Raw genomic sequence first — 15525 nt, 5'->3', positions numbered from 1 at the left:
CCCCCCGATTCATCACCACCGGTGATGACAGTGCGGACGAACCCCATCTGGTTCCCCCGCCGCTTCCGCGATCGACTGGCCGCCATGATCTCCCACCTCAGCGGACCGGCACTCATCCCCGGCGACCCCGGATACGACGACGAGACCGCCCGCTTCAACACCGTCGCCACCCCCGCCCGCCCCGCCGTGGTCGTCGGCGCACGGGACGTGACCGACGTCCGGAAGGCGATCGCCCACGCGCGGTCGGCAGGGCTCAGGGTGGCGATCCAGGCGACCGGCCACGGCCTGTCCACCCCCACGGACGGCGTCCTTCTCATCAACACCCGCCGGATGACCGGCCTGTCCGTCGACCCCGCCACCCGCACGGCCCGCGTCGAGGCCGGAGTGCGCTGGGGCCAGGTCGTCGACGCCGCCGCCGAGCACGGCCTCACCCCGCCGAACGGCTCCTCCCCTCTGGTCGGCGCGATCGGCTACACGCTGGGCGGCGGCCTGCCCGTGCTCGGCCGCACGCTCGGCTGGGCCGCCGACCGGGTCAGGTCGCTGGACCTGGTCACGGCCGACGGATCCCAGCGCACGGTGAGCCCGTACGAGAACCCTGACCTGTTCTGGGCCCTGCGCGGCGGCCGGCCGGGCGTCGGCGTGGTGACCGCGATGGAAGTGGAACTGGCCGCCGTCCCCCGTTTCCACGGCGGCATGCTGCGCTTTCCCGCCGAACGCGCGTCCGAGCTGCTGCCCGCCTGGCTGGAGTGGAGCCGCGACCTTCCCGACACGATGAACACCTCCATCGCCCTCCTCCGCCTGCCCCACGCCCACCTGGTGGCCATCCGCCTGGCCCACGCCGCCCTCTCGCCCCTCTCGTCCTCGCACCCGGCCCCCGAGACCCTGATCGCCCCTCTTCGCGCTCTGCGTCCGGTCGAGGACACCGTCAGGGACCGCCCGTGCACCGAGATCGCCGCCGTCCACGACGACCCCACGGAACCCGCCGCCTATCACGAGCTCTCCCTGATGCTGCACACCCTCGACCCCGGCCTGTTCGACCACGCCGACCCGGGCTTCGCGATGGTCGAGGTCCGCCGGCTCGGCGGCGCCCTGTCCGCCGCCCCGGACGTCCCGAACGCGATCGACCACCGCACGGCCGCCTACAGCCTGAGCACGATCGCACCCGCCACCACGACCGCCTTCACCACCCCGAACACCTTCACCACCCCGAACGTCTTCGCCGCCCCGAACCCGAAACCGCCCCTGGACCTCGCCGACCCGTCCAGCACGGGCCTCCGCTTCCGCAACTTCCTGGCCGGCCCGGAAGCCCCGGCCTTGGCCGCCGAGGCGTACACCCCAGCCACCTGGAACAGGCTCACCTCCCTCAAGACCACCCACGACCCCCACAACCTGTTCCTGTGACCGCGACGCCAAGAACTCGAAATGGGAGCTTGCCGGTTCTCCGAAAGGCATTACGGCCTGGGATCGGCCGACCGGGGTTACGGGCTGCCTCAGATGTAGCCGGGTGCTGACGTCCGGGCCTCGCATGGGCTGTTGGATGCCAGGCGTCGACGCCCCGCGAGGTCATTTGGCGGGCGGGGTTGGGCAGGAAAGGCGGGCGTAGAGGGCCGGCCGTCGCGCAGGGGTGGAGCCAGGGCGCCGCAGGCGCGGGGGGGTGCGCCGGAGGCACCGAAGGAAGGACGCCTGAGCCCGAAGGGCGAAGACCGTTCAGGCCGGGGTTACCGCTCCCGTCATTCCACAGCGGCCGTGCTCTCCCGGACGATCAACTCCGTGGCCAGTTCCACCCGCTTGGTCTCCGGCACCTCGCCCTTCCCCATGCCCAGCACCGTACGGGTGGCCAGCGCCGCCATCTCCTGCAAGGGCTGCCGTACCGTCGTCAGCGGCGGCCAGGCCGACTTCGACAGCGGCAGGTCGTCGAACCCCACGACGCTCAGGTCCTCGGGCACGCGCAGCCCCCGCTGCCGGGCGGCCTCGAACACGCCGAACGCCATCAGGTCGCAGCCGGCGAAGATGGCCGTGGGCGGTTCGTCCAGCGACAGGAGCGCGTGGCCCTGGTCGTGGCCGGAGTCGACGAGGAAGGTGCCGCGCCGGATGAGCTCGGGGGCGAGCGGCACGCCGGCCGTCTCCAGGGCGGCCCGGTAACCGTCCACGCGGGCCTGGCTGCAGAGCATGTCGGCGGGGCCGCTGATCATGCCGATGCGGCGGTGGCCGAGTTCGAGCAGGTGGCGGGTGGCGGCGAGGCCGCCGTTCCAGTTGGTGGCGCCGACCGAGACGACGCCGGGCGCCGGCTCGCCCTCGGGGTCGACCACGACGAACGGCAGCGACCGCGCGCTGAGCTGGGCCTGCACGCCGGTGGACAGGCGGGAGGCGACGATCACCACGCCGTCGGTACGGCGGGCGGCCAGCCGTTCGAGCCAGTCGCGTCCGGGGCCGGCGTGGGTGTGCAGCACCGAGATGACGACGCTGGCCCCGGCCTCGTGGGCCGCGCTCTCCGCGCCGCGCACGATCTCCATGGCCCACGGCGACTCGATCTCGGCGAACACCAGGTCGACCAGGCCGGCGGGGCTGTCGTCCTGGCTGACGCGCCGCTGGTAGCCGTGCTCCTGGAGCAGCCGTTCGACCTTGTGACGGGTCGCCGGCGCCACCTCGGGCCGGCCGTTGATGACCTTGGAGACCGTCGGGATGGAGACTCCGGCCTCTTCTGCGATCAGTGCGATCGTCACGCGCCTCTTAGCTGACACGTTCGGGAGTGTATCCGAAAGTTTCGGACTGGGATCGCTCCCACGACAGCTATTGACGCCCTGGGCAGCACATACCTATGCTCCGACCAACGAAATTATCGGGGGATATACGAAACTTTCATACCGCTCGTGCCCGATGAAGGGACCCCTGGATGAAACGCGGTCTGATCCTCATGGCCACCGCCGTACTCGTCGCCGGATGCGGCAGCGGCGGGAATGACGGCAGTGGCGCGCAGCCCGGCAGCTCGCAGCAGGGCCAGAAGCCCGCCAAGGTGACGCTGGAATGGTGGCACCTGTCCACCTCCGAGCCGCTGAAGTCCCTGTGGGCGCAGCGGGCCAAGGACTTCGAGGCCGCGCACCCGAACGTCACCATCAAGGCGACGGTGCTGGAGAACGACGCCTACAAGGCCAAGCTCACCACGATCACCCAGTCCGGCAAGGCCCCGGACGTCTTCGTCACCTGGGGCGGCGGCGTGCTCAAGCAGCAGATCGACGCCGGCCTGGTCAAGGACGTCTCCGGCGACGTCGCCCCCGTGCTGGACACGTTCACCCCGGCGGCGCTGAGCGCGTACCAGTTCGACGGGAAGACGTACGGGCTGCCCACGGACATCGGGCTGGTCGGCTTCTGGTACAACAAGAAGCTTTTCGCCAAGGCGGGCATCTCGGCCCCGCCCGCCACCTGGACGGAGTTCCTCGGCGACGTCAAGAAGCTGAAGGCGTCCGGCGTCACCCCGATCGCGCTGGCGGGCAAGGAGAAGTGGCCGGGCCACTACTACTGGGCCTACCTCGCCATGCGCATCGCCGGCCTGCCCGCGCTCCAGCAGGCAGGCGTGGACCACGACTTCAGCAAGCCCGACTTCGTGGCCGCCGGGCAGCAGGTCAAGGCGCTGGCCGACCTCCAGCCGTTCCAGAAGGGCTTCCTCGGCGCGGGGTACGGCACCCCCGACGGACAGGCGGCCACGATCTCCAACGGCAAGGCCGCCATCGAGCTCATGGGCCAGTGGGCGCCCGCCGTCCAGAAGGACGCGGGCAAGGGCCTCGGCGACGACCTGGGCTTCTTCCCCTTCCCCGCGGTCGAGGGCGGCAAGGGCGCGATCGGCGACGCCTTCGGCGGCGGCAACGGCCTGTCGGTGGGCGCGGACGCGCCCCCGGAGGCCGTGGAGTTCGTGAAGTTCATGACGCAGATGGACCAGCACACCAAGGCCGTGGCGGCCGGCGGCGTGCTGCCGGCGCTCAAGGGCGAGGAGAACGCGGTCAAGGACGCCAACCTCAAGCAGGTCGCGACCCTGCTGGCCGGGGCCTCCGGCTACCAGCTCTACCTGGACCAGGCCTACCCGCCGGCGGTCGGCCAGCAGGTCAACGACAGCGTGGCCGAGCTGATCGCCGGGACCAAGACGCCGGAACAGATCGGCCAGGACATCAGCGAAGTGGCCAAGAGCGAATGACGACCCTGACCCGAGGGCCGGAGGCGGTCACGCTTCCGGCCCCCGCCCCGGCGGGGCGGGGGCGCGGGCGGGCGGTCACGATCGCCCTGTTCCTACTGCCCGCGCTGGTGCTCTTCCTGCTGCTGGTGGTGGCCCCGATCCTGGTGGCCGGCTACGCCAGCGCGTTCAAGTGGAACGGATTCGGCGGGCTGCCCACCGACTTCGTCGGGCTGGACAACTTCACCAGGCTCTTCTCCTCCGACATCTTCGCCACCGACCTGGCGCACCTGGCGGTCCTGGTCCTGTTCTCGGTGGTGATCCAGCTTCCGTTCTCGCTGGCCGTCGCGATGCTGCTGAACCAGCGCATCCGCGGGCGGGCGGTCTACCGGCTGGTGTTCTTCGCGCCGTACGTGCTGTCCGAGGTGATCACGGGCGTGCTGTTCTCGCTGATCCTCGCCCCGGACGGCGGGATGGCGAACCAGTTCCTGGCGGTGTTCGGGCTGGAGTCGGAGTTCCTGGCCGACCCGGACACCGTGATGCCCGCCCTCTTCCTGGTCATGACCTGGAAGTACTTCGGGTTCCACATGATGATCTACCTGGCCGGACGGCAGGGCATCCCGAACGAGCTGATCGAGGCCGCGCAGATCGACGGCGCGACGCCCTGGGAGACGTTCCGGCACGTCACGCTGCCGCTGCTCGGGCCGACGATCAGGATCAGCGTGTTCCTGTCGGTCATCTACACCATCCAGCTGTTCGACCTGGTCTGGATCCTCACCGGCGGCGGCCCGTCGCACTCCTCGGAGACGATGGCCGTCACCATGATGGAGTTCGGCTTCAAGCGCTCCCAGGTGGGTTACGCCAACGCGATCAGCGTCGTGATGTTCGTGCTCAGCCTCGTCTTCGCCCTCGTCTACCAGCGCGCGGTGATGCGCCGGGACCTGGAGGGCGCGACCACGTCCATGGGAGGCCGACGATGAACCACGGAAGGCCGCCCGCGCGGCGGCGCCGTCCCACCCTGCCCCTGCACGTGATCGCCTGGATCGTCGGCGCGTTCATCCTGGTGCCGATCGTGTACGCGCTGCTCGGCGGGTTCAAGAGCAACAGCCAGCTCTCCGGCAACCCCTTCGGCCTGCCCGATCCCTGGGTGACCTCGAACTACACCGACGTGCTCGGCTCGGGGTCGTTCTGGCGGCAGGTGTGGAACAGCACGTTCATCGCGGTCGCCACGACCGTGGTGATGGTCGGGCTGTCGGCGCTGGCCGCGTTCGTCTTCGCCAGGTTCGCCTTCCGGGGCAGGGAGGCGCTGTTCACGCTGTTCACCGCCGGGCTGATGTTCCCGTTCGCGGTGGCCATCCTGCCGATCTTCGTGCTGCTGCGCACGTTCGGGCTGCTGGACGACCCGCTCGGCGTGATCCTGACACAGGCCGCCTTCGGGCTGCCGCTGACGATCATCATCCTGCGGGGCTTCTTCCGGAGCATCCCGGGTGAGGTCGAGGAGGCCGCGATCATCGACGGCTGCTCGCCGTTCGGGTTCTTCTGGCGGATCCTGCTGCCGATGGCCCGCCCGGCCATGGCGACGGTCTCCGTGCTGGCCGTCGTGGGCAGCTGGAACAACTTCATGCTGCCCCTGGTGGTCTTCAGCGACGAGACGAGCTGGACGCTGCCGCTCGGCATCCAGCAGTTCCAGGGCCAGTACGCCGCCGACACCGCACGCATCCTCGCCTACCTGATCCTGGCCATGCTGCCGGCGCTCGGGTTCTACGCCATCGCTGAACGTCACCTGGTCGGTGGGCTCACCGCAGGTGCGACGAAAGGGTGAACATGCTCCACGTCTCCGGAAGCCGGCTCCTCACCCCCGAAGGCACCCAGGTACGGCTCAGGGGGGTGGGTCTCGGGGGCTGGATGAACATGGAGAACTTCATCACCGGCCACCCCGCGAACGAGACCTCGATGCGCGCGGCCGTGAGCGGCGTGCTGGGCGAGGAGCGGGCCGAGCTCTTCTTCGACCGGCTGCTCACCTCGTTCTTCACCGGCGGCGACGCCGGCCTGCTGGCCGAGCTGGGCATGAACTGCGTGCGCATCCCGGTCAACTACCGCCACTGGGAGTCCGACGCCCGTCCCATGGAGATCGACCCGAGGGGCTTCCGGCACCTCGACCGGGTGATCGGCCTGCTGGGCGAGCGCGGCATCTACAGCGTCATCGACCTGCACGCCCTGCCCGGCTCCCAGAACCAGCACTGGCACAGCGACAACCCGACGCACGTGGCGGCGTTCTGGCAGCACCGCCACTTCCAGGACCGGGCCGTGCACCTGTGGGAGGCGCTGGCCGACCACTACCGGGGGCATCCCTGGGTGGCCGGGTACAACATGGTGAACGAGCCGGGCGACGTCTCGGGCAAGGTGGTCGGCCCGTTCTACGACCGGCTGGTCAAGGCCGTACGGGCCGCGGACCCGGACCACGTCCTGTTCCTGGACGGCAACACGTACGCCACCGATTTCTCGATGTTCCGGGAGATGTACGAGAACACGGTGTTCGTCATGCATGACTACGCCCTGGCCGGGTTCGCCCATGGCGGTCCGTATCCGGGGCTCACCAGGGGCGAGTGGTGTGACCGGGGCCAGCTGGAGGAGACCTTCGCCCGGCGGTCGCAGTTCCAGCGCGAGACCGGCACGCCGTTGTGGGTGGGCGAGTTCGGCCCGGTCTACACCGGCGACCCGGAGCGGGACGCGCAGCGCTACCAGGTCCTGCGCGACCAGCTCGACATCTACGACGCCCATGACGCGGGCTGGTCGCTGTGGACGTACAAGGACGTGGGCCTCCAGGGGCTGGTGCACGCGTCGGGGGCGTACCTGGACCGGTTCGGCGCGTTCATCGCCAAGAAGCGGCGGCTCGGCGCGGACCGGTGGGGCTCGACCATGGAGGAGTGCGCCGACGTGCTCGGCCCGCTACACCGGCTGGTCGAGACCGAGTTCCCGGGCTGGGAGCCCTACCCGTGGGGCGCCCGCTACCAGACCGACGACCTGATCAGGCACATCCTCTTCGCCCAGGCCCTGCTGCCCGAGTACGCCGAGCTGTTCAGGGGGCTCGGCGACGACGAGCTGCTCGCCCTGGCCGACTCGTTCGCGCTGGAGCGGTGCGTCCGGCGCGAGCCGCTGCTCGACCTGCTGGCCGGCAATCTCATGGGGTGACAAACCGCTCATACAGTCGGGTGCGTCACACCACCGGGCAAACTATCGCCATCACTGCTTGCGCTAGGTATGCTTCGGCTGCCCTAATTTAGGTAAGCCTTTCCTCAGCGAGCGGGAGTGACGGTGTTCGCCAGCTACCTCATCGGACTGCGCGAGGGACTGGAGGCGACTCTCGTCGTCTCCGTCCTCATCGCCTTCCTCGTCAAGAGCGACAGGAAGGACAAACTTCCCCAGGTCTGGACGGGAGTCGCCGCGGCGATCGCCCTGTCCGTCGGCTTCGGCGCACTGCTGACCTTCACCGCCGCCAACCTCGGGCACACCGGGCAGGAGCTGTTCGACGCGATCACCTCGCTGCTCGCCGTCGTGTTCGTCACCTGGATGATCTTCTGGATGCGGCGCACCGCCCGCGCGCTCTCCGGTGAGCTGCGGGGCAAGCTCACCGACGCGCTCCAGATGGGCTCGCTCGCGGTGGTCGTGATGGCCTTCCTGGCCGTGGCCCGCGAGGGGCTGGAGACGGCGCTGCTGTTCTTCGCCGCCGTCCGGGGCGCGACCGCCACCGCCGAGCCGCTGATCGGCATCGCGCTCGGCCTGCTCACGTCCGTGGTCATCGGCTGGGGGCTGTACAAGAGCGCGTTGAAGATCAACCTCACCAAGTTCTTCACCTGGACCGGCCTGCTGCTGATCCTGGTCGCCGCCGGCATCTTCAAGTACGGCATGCACGACCTCCAGGAGGCCAACATCCTGCCGGGGCTGAGCACGTACGCCTTCGACATCAGCGCCGCGCTGCCCGCCGATTCCTGGTACGGCGCACTGCTTTCCGGCATGCTCAACATCACGCCCCAGCCGAGCGTCGTCGAGGCCGTGGCCTGGATCGTCTACCTCGTGCCCACTCTCCTTTTCTTCCTGCTGCCCCAGCGGGTGAAGACCACTCCCGCCGCCACCGCACCCGCGGCCTGAACAGGAGCATCATGCGTACCGCCATCAGCCTGTCCTTCGGCGCGCTCGCCCTGGCGACCCTGACCGCGTGCGGCTCGGGCACCACCGCCACGGACACCGGCAAGGGGTCGGCCGCCGCGCCCGGCAAGATCAATGTGGCCGCGTCCGACACCGAGTGCAAGGTCGCGACCGCGGAGATCACAGCGGGCACGAGCACGTTCACGATCACCAACGGCGGGTCCAAGGTGACCGAGTTCTACGTGTACGCCCCCGGTGACCGGGTCATGGCCGAGGTCGAGAACATCGTGCCCGGCCTGACCAGGGAGCTGGTCGCCGAGCTGCCGGCCGGCGCGTACGAGACCGTGTGCAAGCCCGGCATGGTGGGCAAGGGCATCCGCAACGCCCTGAAGGTGACCGGCGAGCACAAGGCGCTCAGCTCCGACGCGCAGCTCGCCGGCGCGGTCACCAGCTACAAGCGCTACATCAAGTCGCAGAGCGACACGCTGCTGGTCAAGACCCAGGAGTTCGTGGACGCCGTCAAGGCCGGTGAGATCGCCAAGGCCAAGGAGCTGTACCCGGTCGCGCGGACGTACTGGGAGCGCATCGAGCCCGTCGCGGAGATCTTCGGCGACCTCGACCCGGCCATCGACGCCCGCGAGGCGGACCTGGCCGACGGCGAGGAGTGGACCGGTTTCCACCGGATCGAGAAGGATCTGTGGATCAAGAAGGACGTCAGCAAGGACGGCCCGGTCGCCGACAAGCTGATCGCCGACGTCAAGACCATCGTCGAGAAGTCCAACACCGCCGAGCTGACCCCGCTCAACCTGGCCAACGGCGCCAAGGGGCTGCTCGACGAGGTGGCCTCCGGGAAGATCACCGGCGAGGAGGACATCTGGTCGCACACCGACCTGTGGGACTTCGACGCCAACCTCCAGGGCTCCAAGGCCGCCGTGCAGTCGCTCCGCCCGGTGCTGGAGGAGCGCTCCCCCGACCTGGTCAAGACGCTGGACGAGAAGTTCGCCGCCGCCGACGCCGCGCTGGGCGCGCACCGGAAGGGCGACGGCTGGAAGCTGCACGACGAGCTGTCCAAGGCCGAGCTGAAGGCGCTGTCCGACGCGATCAACGCGCTGGCCGAGCCGATCAGTAAGATCGCTCCGGTCATCGCCAAGTAACGGGAGGTGGGGGCGATGTCGCAGGCCGGCGGGCGGATGAGCCGCCGCAAGCTGTTCGGGCTGGGGGCCGCGGGGGCGGCCGTGCTCGGGGCCGGGGCGGTGACGACCAGGTCGCTGCTGGAGGAGCCGCCGGTCGCGCACGCCGCCTCGACGTCCGATCCGTACCCGTTCTACGGCGGGCATCAGGCGGGCGTCGTCACGCCCGCCCAGGACCGGCTGCACTTCGTCGCCTTCGACGTCATCACCGACAAGAAGGCCGAACTGGTCGACCTGCTCCAGGAGTGGACGGCCGCGGCGGCCCGGCTGACGCAGGGCAAGGAGGCCGGGGCGTTCGGCGCGGTGGGCGGGGCGGCCGAGGCGGCCCCTGACGACACCGGCGAGGCGCTGGGCCTGCCCGCCTCGGGGCTCACGCTGACGATCGGGTTCGGCCCGTCGCTGTTCGACGACCGGTTCGGGCTGGCGGGCAAGCGTCCGGCCGCCCTCGCCGACCTGCCGAAGTTCCCCGGCGAACAGCTCATCCCGGAGATCTCGGGCGGGGACATCTGCGTCCAGGCCTGCGCGCACGACCCCCAGGTGGCCGTGCACGCCATCCGCAACCTGGCCAGGATCGGGTTCGGCAAGGTCTCGGTGCGCTGGTCGCAGCTCGGCTTCGGCCGTACGTCGTCCACCTCGCGGGCCCAGGCCACGCCGCGCAACCTCATGGGCTTCAAGGACGGCACCAACAACATGAAGCTGGAGGACGCCGACCTGCTGCGCGACCACCTGTGGGCCGCCGGCTCGGACGGCACCGCCTGGATGGCGGGCGGCACGTACATGGTCACCAGGAAGATCCGCATGACGGTCGAGACCTGGGACCGCGCCCCGCTCGCCGAGCAGGAGCAGATCTTCGGCCGGGACAAGGGCGAGGGCGCGCCGCTGGGCAAGAAGGCCGAGTTCGACGCCGTGGACCTCGCCGCCAAGGGCCCCGACGGGCAGCCGGTGATCAAGGAGAACGCGCACGTCAGGCTGGCCCACCCGACCAGCAACGGCAACGCCCACCTGCTGCGCCGCGGCTACAACTTCGTGGACGGCTCCGACGGGCTCGGCCGCCTGGACGCCGGGCTGTTCTTCATCGCCTACCAGCGCGACCCGCGCAGGCAGTTCGTGCCGGTGCAGATGAACCTGGCCCGGCACGACGCGCTCAACGAGTACATCAAGCACGTCTCCAGCGGCCTGTTCGCCTGCCCTCCCGGCGTCCAGGACGCGGGCGACTACTGGGGACGCACCCTGTTCGCCTGACCTTGCCCGGCGCCCGCCGTCAGCGGTGGCGGGCGCGGGAGGCCTGGGCGTGGGCGCGGTTGGCGCAGCGGGTCGAGCAGAACTGCCGCTTGCCCGGCCGGCTGCGGTCGATGAAGGCGTCGGTGCACGGCGTGGCCGCGCATCGGCGCAGCCGTTCCCAGTCGCCGGACGCGGCGATCTCCAGCAGCTCGGTGACGGCCCGTACGGCGAGCCGTCCCGCCGGCGCCGCCCCGTCCGGCGCGACCAGCCGCAGCCGGGGCACGCCGCCCGCCGCGGTCACCGCCGGCCGCGCGGGCAGCCCGGCCACCCACTCCGCCAGCACCCGCGCCCGGTCGCCGGGCTCGGCGGCCAGCACCGCCCGCAACCGCCCCCGCACCTCCCTGACCTGCCGCAGGTCCTCCTCCCCGACCCCGCCCTGACCGCGCGGCGCCTGGTCGTTCTCGACCGGTTCGCCCAGTTCGCGGCAGAAGCGGTGCAGCTCCGCCACGTCGGGCAATCGTTCGGGATCGTCCAGGTACTCGTCCCACGTGTTGGCCAGATCGACGGCCACGAGACCCGTCTCGATGAACTGGCGCATCCCTCACCCTCCTGCTACTGTCACGACTATGAGCACTATAACCCCTGACAGAAACCTGACCATCCTCGACGCGCCCTCGAACCTGGGCCTGCGCCCACTCGCCGAGGATGTCATCCCCGGCTGCTACAAGGCCCCCTGGGCGCTGCGGAACAACGGGCTGGTCGCCCGGCTCGGCGCGGCCGACGCGGGCACGCTGATCCCGCCCCGCTACGTGGCCACCTGGAAGCCCGGCGACGGCGTGCGCAACGGCGAGGCGATCGCCGCATACACCCGGCGGCTGGCCGACCGCGTGGCCGGGATCAGGGCGTCCGGCGGGTTCCCCGTCCTGCTCGGCGGCGACTGCTCGATCATGCTCGGCCCCGCGCTCGCCCTGCGCAGGACGGGCCGCTACGGGGTGGCCTACCTCGACGCCCACACCGACTTCCGCCACCTCGGCAACTCGCCCCACGTCGGCGCGGCGGCCGGCGAGGACCTGGCCCTGGTGACCGGCCGCGGCGACGACTACCTGACCGACATCGACGGCCTGCGCCCGTACGTCCGGGACGAGGACGTCATCGTGCTCGGCGTCCGGGACGACGACGACGTCCAGGAACTCGCCGCCGAGGGCATCGCCTTCGTCGCCGGGACCGACATCCCCCTGGAGGCCGCCGAGCGCGTGCTCGTACGCGACGACCTGGACGGCTTCTGGATCCACGTGGACGCCGACGTGCTCGACCCGTCCGTGCTGTCGGCCGTCGACTCGCCCACCCCCGGCGGCCTGACCGGCGAGCAACTCGCCGACCTGCTCCGCGGGCTGGTCGCGCTGCCCGGCGCGGCCGGGATCGAGATCACCATCCTCGACCCCGACCTCGACGAGGACGGCAGCCAGGCGGCCACCCTGACCGACATCCTTGTCTCAGCCCTGAGCTGACCCGTGGCCTTCGGGGGCGGAGCCGTCCGCCCTGAGGATGCGGAAGACGGGATGGCGAGGTGCGATCCGCCGGAAACCGTCCAGCGACGCCTTCGGGCCGAGGCCGAGATGGGGGCGCGCGCCGGGCGCGACGGCGGCGTAGCGGCGCAGGATCTCGGGGCGGCGCTCGACCGGCACCTCCTCCAGCCTGATCGGCACCCCCCGCCCGCGGCGGCACAGCACGGCCCGGCCACCGGCGGCCCGGACGTTGCGCACCCAGTTCGCCTCCGGCCCCAGCATGGACACGAGGAACTCGCCGCCCTCGTGCCCCGCGACCACGACGGGCACCGACGTGCGGGCCCCGGTACGGCGTCCCACCACCTGGAGCACGGCCCCCTGGGGCAGCGGCAACCAGCGGGACGCGTACGTCAGCGCGTCGAGCCGGTTCATCGCGCGCATGAGCGCGTTGGGCCGCCCGCCCCGGTACATCAGGCGTTTGAGCGCCGCCAGCCGCCGGACGACGCCCGTCCACGCCGGGGTCACCGCACCCTCCTCCACAACAGCACGACCGCCGCGAGCCCCGGGACCAGCGGAAGGACCTGCGACCAGCCCAGCAGCGGCACGAGACCGACCTCGCCGTTGGTGTCCCGGACGGTCAGCGCCGCCAGCACCAAGCACAGGGCCACCACGAACAGCCCGGACCCCAGCCACCGGGCCCACCCCTTGCCCGCACGGGCCCCCAGGACGGTGACGAGCCAGCCGAGCAGCCCGAGCGCCCCCATGACGACGAGGATCACCGTGTACGCGGTGACGCCCTCGTCGATCTTCGCCGGAGCAAGCGCGGGGTAGCCGGTCCGGAGGTGTTCGGCCAGCCCGGACCGGTAGGCGAACACGAAGAGCGTGACGAGCAGCGTGAGCGCGGCGCCGCCGTACAGCAGGGCGAGGGCGCCCCGTGACTTCCCTGTCATGACATGGGTCCTTTCGTCGGCACAACATTCTTACAACGTATGTTTCTACTATACTTACGCGGTAAGAATCGAGAAAGGGCACCATGTCCCCGAAGCGCACCCGCGGCCAGAACGCCGGCCTCACCCGGCAGGCCATCCTGCGGGCGGCTCTGGCGCTGGCCGACCGCGAAGGGCTGAAGGCGCTGTCCATGCGCCGCATCGGCCAGGAGCTCGGCGTCGAGGCCATGTCCCTCTACCAGCACGTAGGCAGCAAGGACGACCTGCTCGACGGCCTGGTCGAGCAGCTCGTCACGCAGGCCGCGCCGCTGCTGACCGAGGCCGCCTCATGGCAGGAGGGCCTGCGCGAGTACGCCCACACGCTGCTGCGCGTCCTGCTCGCGCACCCGAACGTCCTGCCCCTGGTGGTCAGCCGGCCCGCGATCACCCCCCAGAACCTGCGCCTGATGGAGGAGGGGCTGCGCGTGCTGCGCTCGGCGGGCCTGCCGCCGGACCGCGCGCTGGACATGCTCTACGCCGTGACCGGCTTCGTCGTCGGCCACGTCGCCCTCCTGGCCGCCGGTGGCGGGCCGGCGCCGGGCGACGGGATGCGGGACATCCCCGAACCGGACCTGCTGGAGACCCCACTGCTGGCCGAGGCCACCCGGGCGCGGCGCGCCCAGCCGTCCTCGGGCACCGACCCCCGCTTCGTCTTCGCGCTCGAAGCCATGCTGCGCGGCTTCGGTGAGCCCTAGCGGAACACGTACCCGCTCGTGCTGGTCTGTCCGGCGGCGTTCGTGGCGGTGACGGAGGTCCAGGGGCCGGGCGGGACGTAGGGGGCCCACGCCGACTCGGGGCGGCCCGGTCCGTGCCACTGCTGGGCGACGCCGACCTCGCGTCCGCCGGGCGAGGTGAAGCGCAGGGTGCCGCCGCGCAGGTTGTAGCCCTCGACCACGACCCCGGGCCGTCCGTCCCGGTTCTTCCGGTACGCGTTCACGATGATCGGCTGCCGCCTTCCGTCGGCGATGTCGTCGGCCAGGGAGGGGGTGGCCGGGCTCGCCTGGCAGGTGAAGAAGGGGTCCCAGCCGTAGGAGAGGATCTTCGCGGCGAGCCCGCCGGTCGCCATGATCTGCTGGTCCAGCCGGGCCTTGCTGGTACGCCCTCGGAACGGCAACGGCTCGACCCGGCCGCACTCGCCGTCCACCGGGGCGGGCTCGAAGCCCTCGACGTTCACCCACAGCTCGACCCCGGCGGGCACGCTCCGGGCCGCCGCCTCGATGTAGTCCCTGGTGGGCCCGTAGTAGCCGTCGGCGTTGCGCACCCGGCCGACCACCGGCACCAGCCTGGGGGCGACCATGGAAGCGCCGTCCTCGATCCCGTGCACGGGGACCTTGCCGGTGCCCCGCCCGTCCTGCACGGCGACGGCCATGGGGGCGCCCGCGCGGGTGGCGGCGATGTCGGCGAGCCCGCCGGGCACCTGGCCGGGCGGGAATCCGCGCCCCCTGCGGGCGTCGATGTAGGGGCTGACCAGGATCTTCCTGCCGGGCAGTGCGGCGGCGACCACGGCGTGCTGGGCCGCGTACAGCGCGAGCACGGGATCGCGCGGCCCCCGCTCGCGCATGGCCAGCTCGAACGACTGGTAGACCCCGCCGAAGGCCGACGACCCGCCGAACCGCTCCCGGTAGGCGGCCAGCACCCGCGCGGTGAAGGCGTTCAGCGCGGCGAGGTGCGCGAGGTCCGGCTCCCACGGCTTGCCGCGCCGCTGCGGCGCGGCGGGCAGCCCGGGGAACACCTTCATCCCGTACGCCGCCGCCTCCTCCACCAGGTTGCCCACCCCGTCGCCGTCCGTGGAGACCAGCACGAGGTCCTGGACGCGATCGGCGCACGACGCGGCCAGCGACACCCGGTAGAAGACGCGGTCGCCGGCGTCGATCCGGCGGTCCACGCCGGGACAGCGCAGCAGCGAGCGCCCGAACTCCTCGCTGGTCACGTACGTGTACACGTGCCGGACGCGCTTGCCCGGCAGCCGCGCGCAGGGCCGCCCGTCCACCCGGCAGGCGGCGAACTCCGGTTCCATCGGCCCGGCCTCGAACCGGGGCCCGAACGTGACGAGCGTGTCACCGCCGAGCGAGTGGATCGCCTCCACCATCCGCCGCGTCACGCACACGTCGGCCCGCGGCATGACCCAGTAGCCCGTGATCGCGTACGGGGAGCCCGCCCGCGTGTCCCTGGGCGGGCACCCGTCGTCGCCCGCGCCCGCCCCGGCCGGGACCGCGACGAAGACCGCCAGGACCGCCACCACGACCAGCCACCGTAACCGGCGCACCCGTGCTCCCCTCGACGTACCGACCACAGTAGGCACCTACCCGATCCGC

The 15525-nt window shown here is 71.2% G+C and carries 15 protein-coding genes; 10 read left to right on the top strand and 5 right to left on the bottom strand.

Annotated elements, in window-relative coordinates:
- The first annotated feature begins 24 nt into the window (after positions 1-24).
- The gene (locus ACWCSU_RS03510; RefSeq protein ID WP_449933307.1) at positions 25-1401 is read left to right on the top strand and encodes an FAD-binding oxidoreductase; all 1377 of its coding nucleotides are present in this window, start codon (positions 25-27) and stop codon (positions 1399-1401) included.
- A 329-nt stretch (positions 1402-1730) separates the two neighbouring features.
- Here ACWCSU_RS03510 and ACWCSU_RS03505 read toward each other — a convergent pair whose 3' ends face one another.
- A complete protein-coding gene (locus tag ACWCSU_RS03505; protein ID WP_357694869.1) occupies positions 1731-2741 on the bottom strand; it encodes a LacI family DNA-binding transcriptional regulator in 1011 nt (336 codons plus the stop codon).
- Positions 2742-2893: 152 nt separating this feature from the next.
- Between ACWCSU_RS03505 and ACWCSU_RS03500 the strand changes: the two genes are divergently transcribed.
- The 7 genes from ACWCSU_RS03500 to efeB all read left to right on the top strand — a co-directional run bounded on the left by ACWCSU_RS03500 (position 2894) and on the right by efeB (position 10740).
- Positions 2894-4186, top strand: coding sequence for an extracellular solute-binding protein (locus tag ACWCSU_RS03500; protein WP_449933305.1), 1293 nt, complete (start codon positions 2894-2896; stop codon positions 4184-4186).
- Positions 4183-5142 (top strand): carbohydrate ABC transporter permease, encoded by a 960-nt coding sequence (locus ACWCSU_RS03495; protein WP_449933303.1) that lies wholly within the window; start codon positions 4183-4185, stop codon positions 5140-5142. Before ACWCSU_RS03500 ends, ACWCSU_RS03495 begins: the two co-directional genes overlap by 4 nt.
- A complete protein-coding gene (locus tag ACWCSU_RS03490) occupies positions 5139-5984 on the top strand; it encodes a carbohydrate ABC transporter permease (RefSeq protein WP_357694863.1) in 846 nt (281 codons plus the stop codon). The genes ACWCSU_RS03495 and ACWCSU_RS03490 overlap by 4 nt, the downstream gene beginning before the upstream one ends.
- A gap of 2 nt (positions 5985-5986) precedes the next feature.
- On the top strand, positions 5987-7354 hold the full coding sequence (locus ACWCSU_RS03485) for a glycoside hydrolase family 5 protein (RefSeq protein WP_357695412.1): 1368 nt from the start codon (positions 5987-5989) through the stop codon (positions 7352-7354).
- 123 nt (positions 7355-7477) lie between these two features.
- A complete protein-coding gene (gene efeU / locus ACWCSU_RS03480; protein ID WP_449933300.1) occupies positions 7478-8311 on the top strand; it encodes an iron uptake transporter permease EfeU in 834 nt (277 codons plus the stop codon).
- A gap of 11 nt (positions 8312-8322) precedes the next feature.
- Positions 8323-9462, top strand: coding sequence for an iron uptake system protein EfeO (gene efeO / locus ACWCSU_RS03475; protein WP_449933298.1), 1140 nt, complete (start codon positions 8323-8325; stop codon positions 9460-9462).
- Positions 9463-9477: 15 nt separating this feature from the next.
- On the top strand, positions 9478-10740 hold the full coding sequence (gene efeB, locus ACWCSU_RS03470) for an iron uptake transporter deferrochelatase/peroxidase subunit (protein WP_357694857.1): 1263 nt from the start codon (positions 9478-9480) through the stop codon (positions 10738-10740).
- A gap of 19 nt (positions 10741-10759) precedes the next feature.
- Here the strand turns inward: efeB and ACWCSU_RS03465 are convergent, their stop codons facing one another.
- Positions 10760-11317, bottom strand: coding sequence for a CGNR zinc finger domain-containing protein (locus ACWCSU_RS03465; RefSeq protein ID WP_449933296.1), 558 nt, complete (start codon positions 11315-11317; stop codon positions 10760-10762).
- Between the two features lie 28 nt (positions 11318-11345).
- Here ACWCSU_RS03465 and ACWCSU_RS03460 point away from each other — a divergent pair, with 28 nt between their 5' ends.
- Positions 11346-12227: an arginase family protein gene (locus tag ACWCSU_RS03460; RefSeq protein ID WP_449933294.1), complete on the top strand. Its 882-nt coding sequence runs from the start codon at positions 11346-11348 to the stop codon at positions 12225-12227.
- On the opposite strand, the gene ACWCSU_RS03455 is transcribed toward ACWCSU_RS03460, so the two are convergent.
- On the bottom strand, positions 12213-12749 hold the full coding sequence (locus ACWCSU_RS03455; protein ID WP_449933292.1) for a nitroreductase/quinone reductase family protein: 537 nt from the start codon (positions 12747-12749) through the stop codon (positions 12213-12215). The genes ACWCSU_RS03460 and ACWCSU_RS03455 overlap by 15 nt on opposite strands.
- Positions 12746-13174: a hypothetical protein gene (locus ACWCSU_RS03450; protein ID WP_449933290.1), complete on the bottom strand. Its 429-nt coding sequence runs from the start codon at positions 13172-13174 to the stop codon at positions 12746-12748. The genes ACWCSU_RS03455 and ACWCSU_RS03450 overlap by 4 nt, the downstream gene beginning before the upstream one ends.
- An 83-nt stretch (positions 13175-13257) precedes the next feature.
- Between ACWCSU_RS03450 and ACWCSU_RS03445 the strand changes: the two genes are divergently transcribed.
- The gene (locus tag ACWCSU_RS03445; RefSeq protein ID WP_449933288.1) at positions 13258-13905 is read left to right on the top strand and encodes a TetR/AcrR family transcriptional regulator; all 648 of its coding nucleotides are present in this window, start codon (positions 13258-13260) and stop codon (positions 13903-13905) included.
- Here the strand turns inward: ACWCSU_RS03445 and ACWCSU_RS03440 are convergent.
- Positions 13902-15476, bottom strand: coding sequence for a DUF4434 domain-containing protein (locus tag ACWCSU_RS03440; protein ID WP_449933286.1), 1575 nt, complete (start codon positions 15474-15476; stop codon positions 13902-13904). The two genes, ACWCSU_RS03445 and ACWCSU_RS03440, sit on opposite strands and share 4 nt — an antisense overlap.
- Positions 15477-15525: the final 49 nt, after the last annotated feature.

The organism is Nonomuraea sp. NPDC001699, from assembly GCF_053596455.1.
The sequence above is the reverse complement of the archived record's forward strand: the minus strand, read 5'-3'. Positions and strand labels throughout refer to the sequence as shown.

What these genes read in the sequence shown, in the direction of transcription:
- ACWCSU_RS03510 (WP_449933307.1), top strand. Translation starts at nt 25, where the DNA reads ATGACAGTGCGGACGAACCCCATCTGGTTCCCCCGCCGCTTCCGCGAT.
- ACWCSU_RS03500 (WP_449933305.1), top strand. Translation starts at nt 2,894, where the DNA reads ATGAAACGCGGTCTGATCCTCATGGCCACCGCCGTACTCGTCGCCGGA.
- ACWCSU_RS03495 (WP_449933303.1), top strand. Translation starts at nt 4,183, where the DNA reads ATGACGACCCTGACCCGAGGGCCGGAGGCGGTCACGCTTCCGGCCCCC.
- ACWCSU_RS03490 (WP_357694863.1), top strand. Translation starts at nt 5,139, where the DNA reads ATGAACCACGGAAGGCCGCCCGCGCGGCGGCGCCGTCCCACCCTGCCC.
- ACWCSU_RS03485 (WP_357695412.1), top strand. Translation starts at nt 5,987, where the DNA reads ATGCTCCACGTCTCCGGAAGCCGGCTCCTCACCCCCGAAGGCACCCAG.
- efeO (WP_449933298.1), top strand. Translation starts at nt 8,323, where the DNA reads ATGCGTACCGCCATCAGCCTGTCCTTCGGCGCGCTCGCCCTGGCGACC.
- efeB (WP_357694857.1), top strand. Translation starts at nt 9,478, where the DNA reads ATGTCGCAGGCCGGCGGGCGGATGAGCCGCCGCAAGCTGTTCGGGCTG.
- ACWCSU_RS03465 (WP_449933296.1), bottom strand. Translation starts at nt 11,317, where the DNA reads ATGCGCCAGTTCATCGAGACGGGTCTCGTGGCCGTCGATCTGGCCAAC.
- ACWCSU_RS03460 (WP_449933294.1), top strand. Translation starts at nt 11,346, where the DNA reads ATGAGCACTATAACCCCTGACAGAAACCTGACCATCCTCGACGCGCCC.
- ACWCSU_RS03450 (WP_449933290.1), bottom strand. Translation starts at nt 13,174, where the DNA reads ATGACAGGGAAGTCACGGGGCGCCCTCGCCCTGCTGTACGGCGGCGCC.
- ACWCSU_RS03445 (WP_449933288.1), top strand. Translation starts at nt 13,258, where the DNA reads ATGTCCCCGAAGCGCACCCGCGGCCAGAACGCCGGCCTCACCCGGCAG.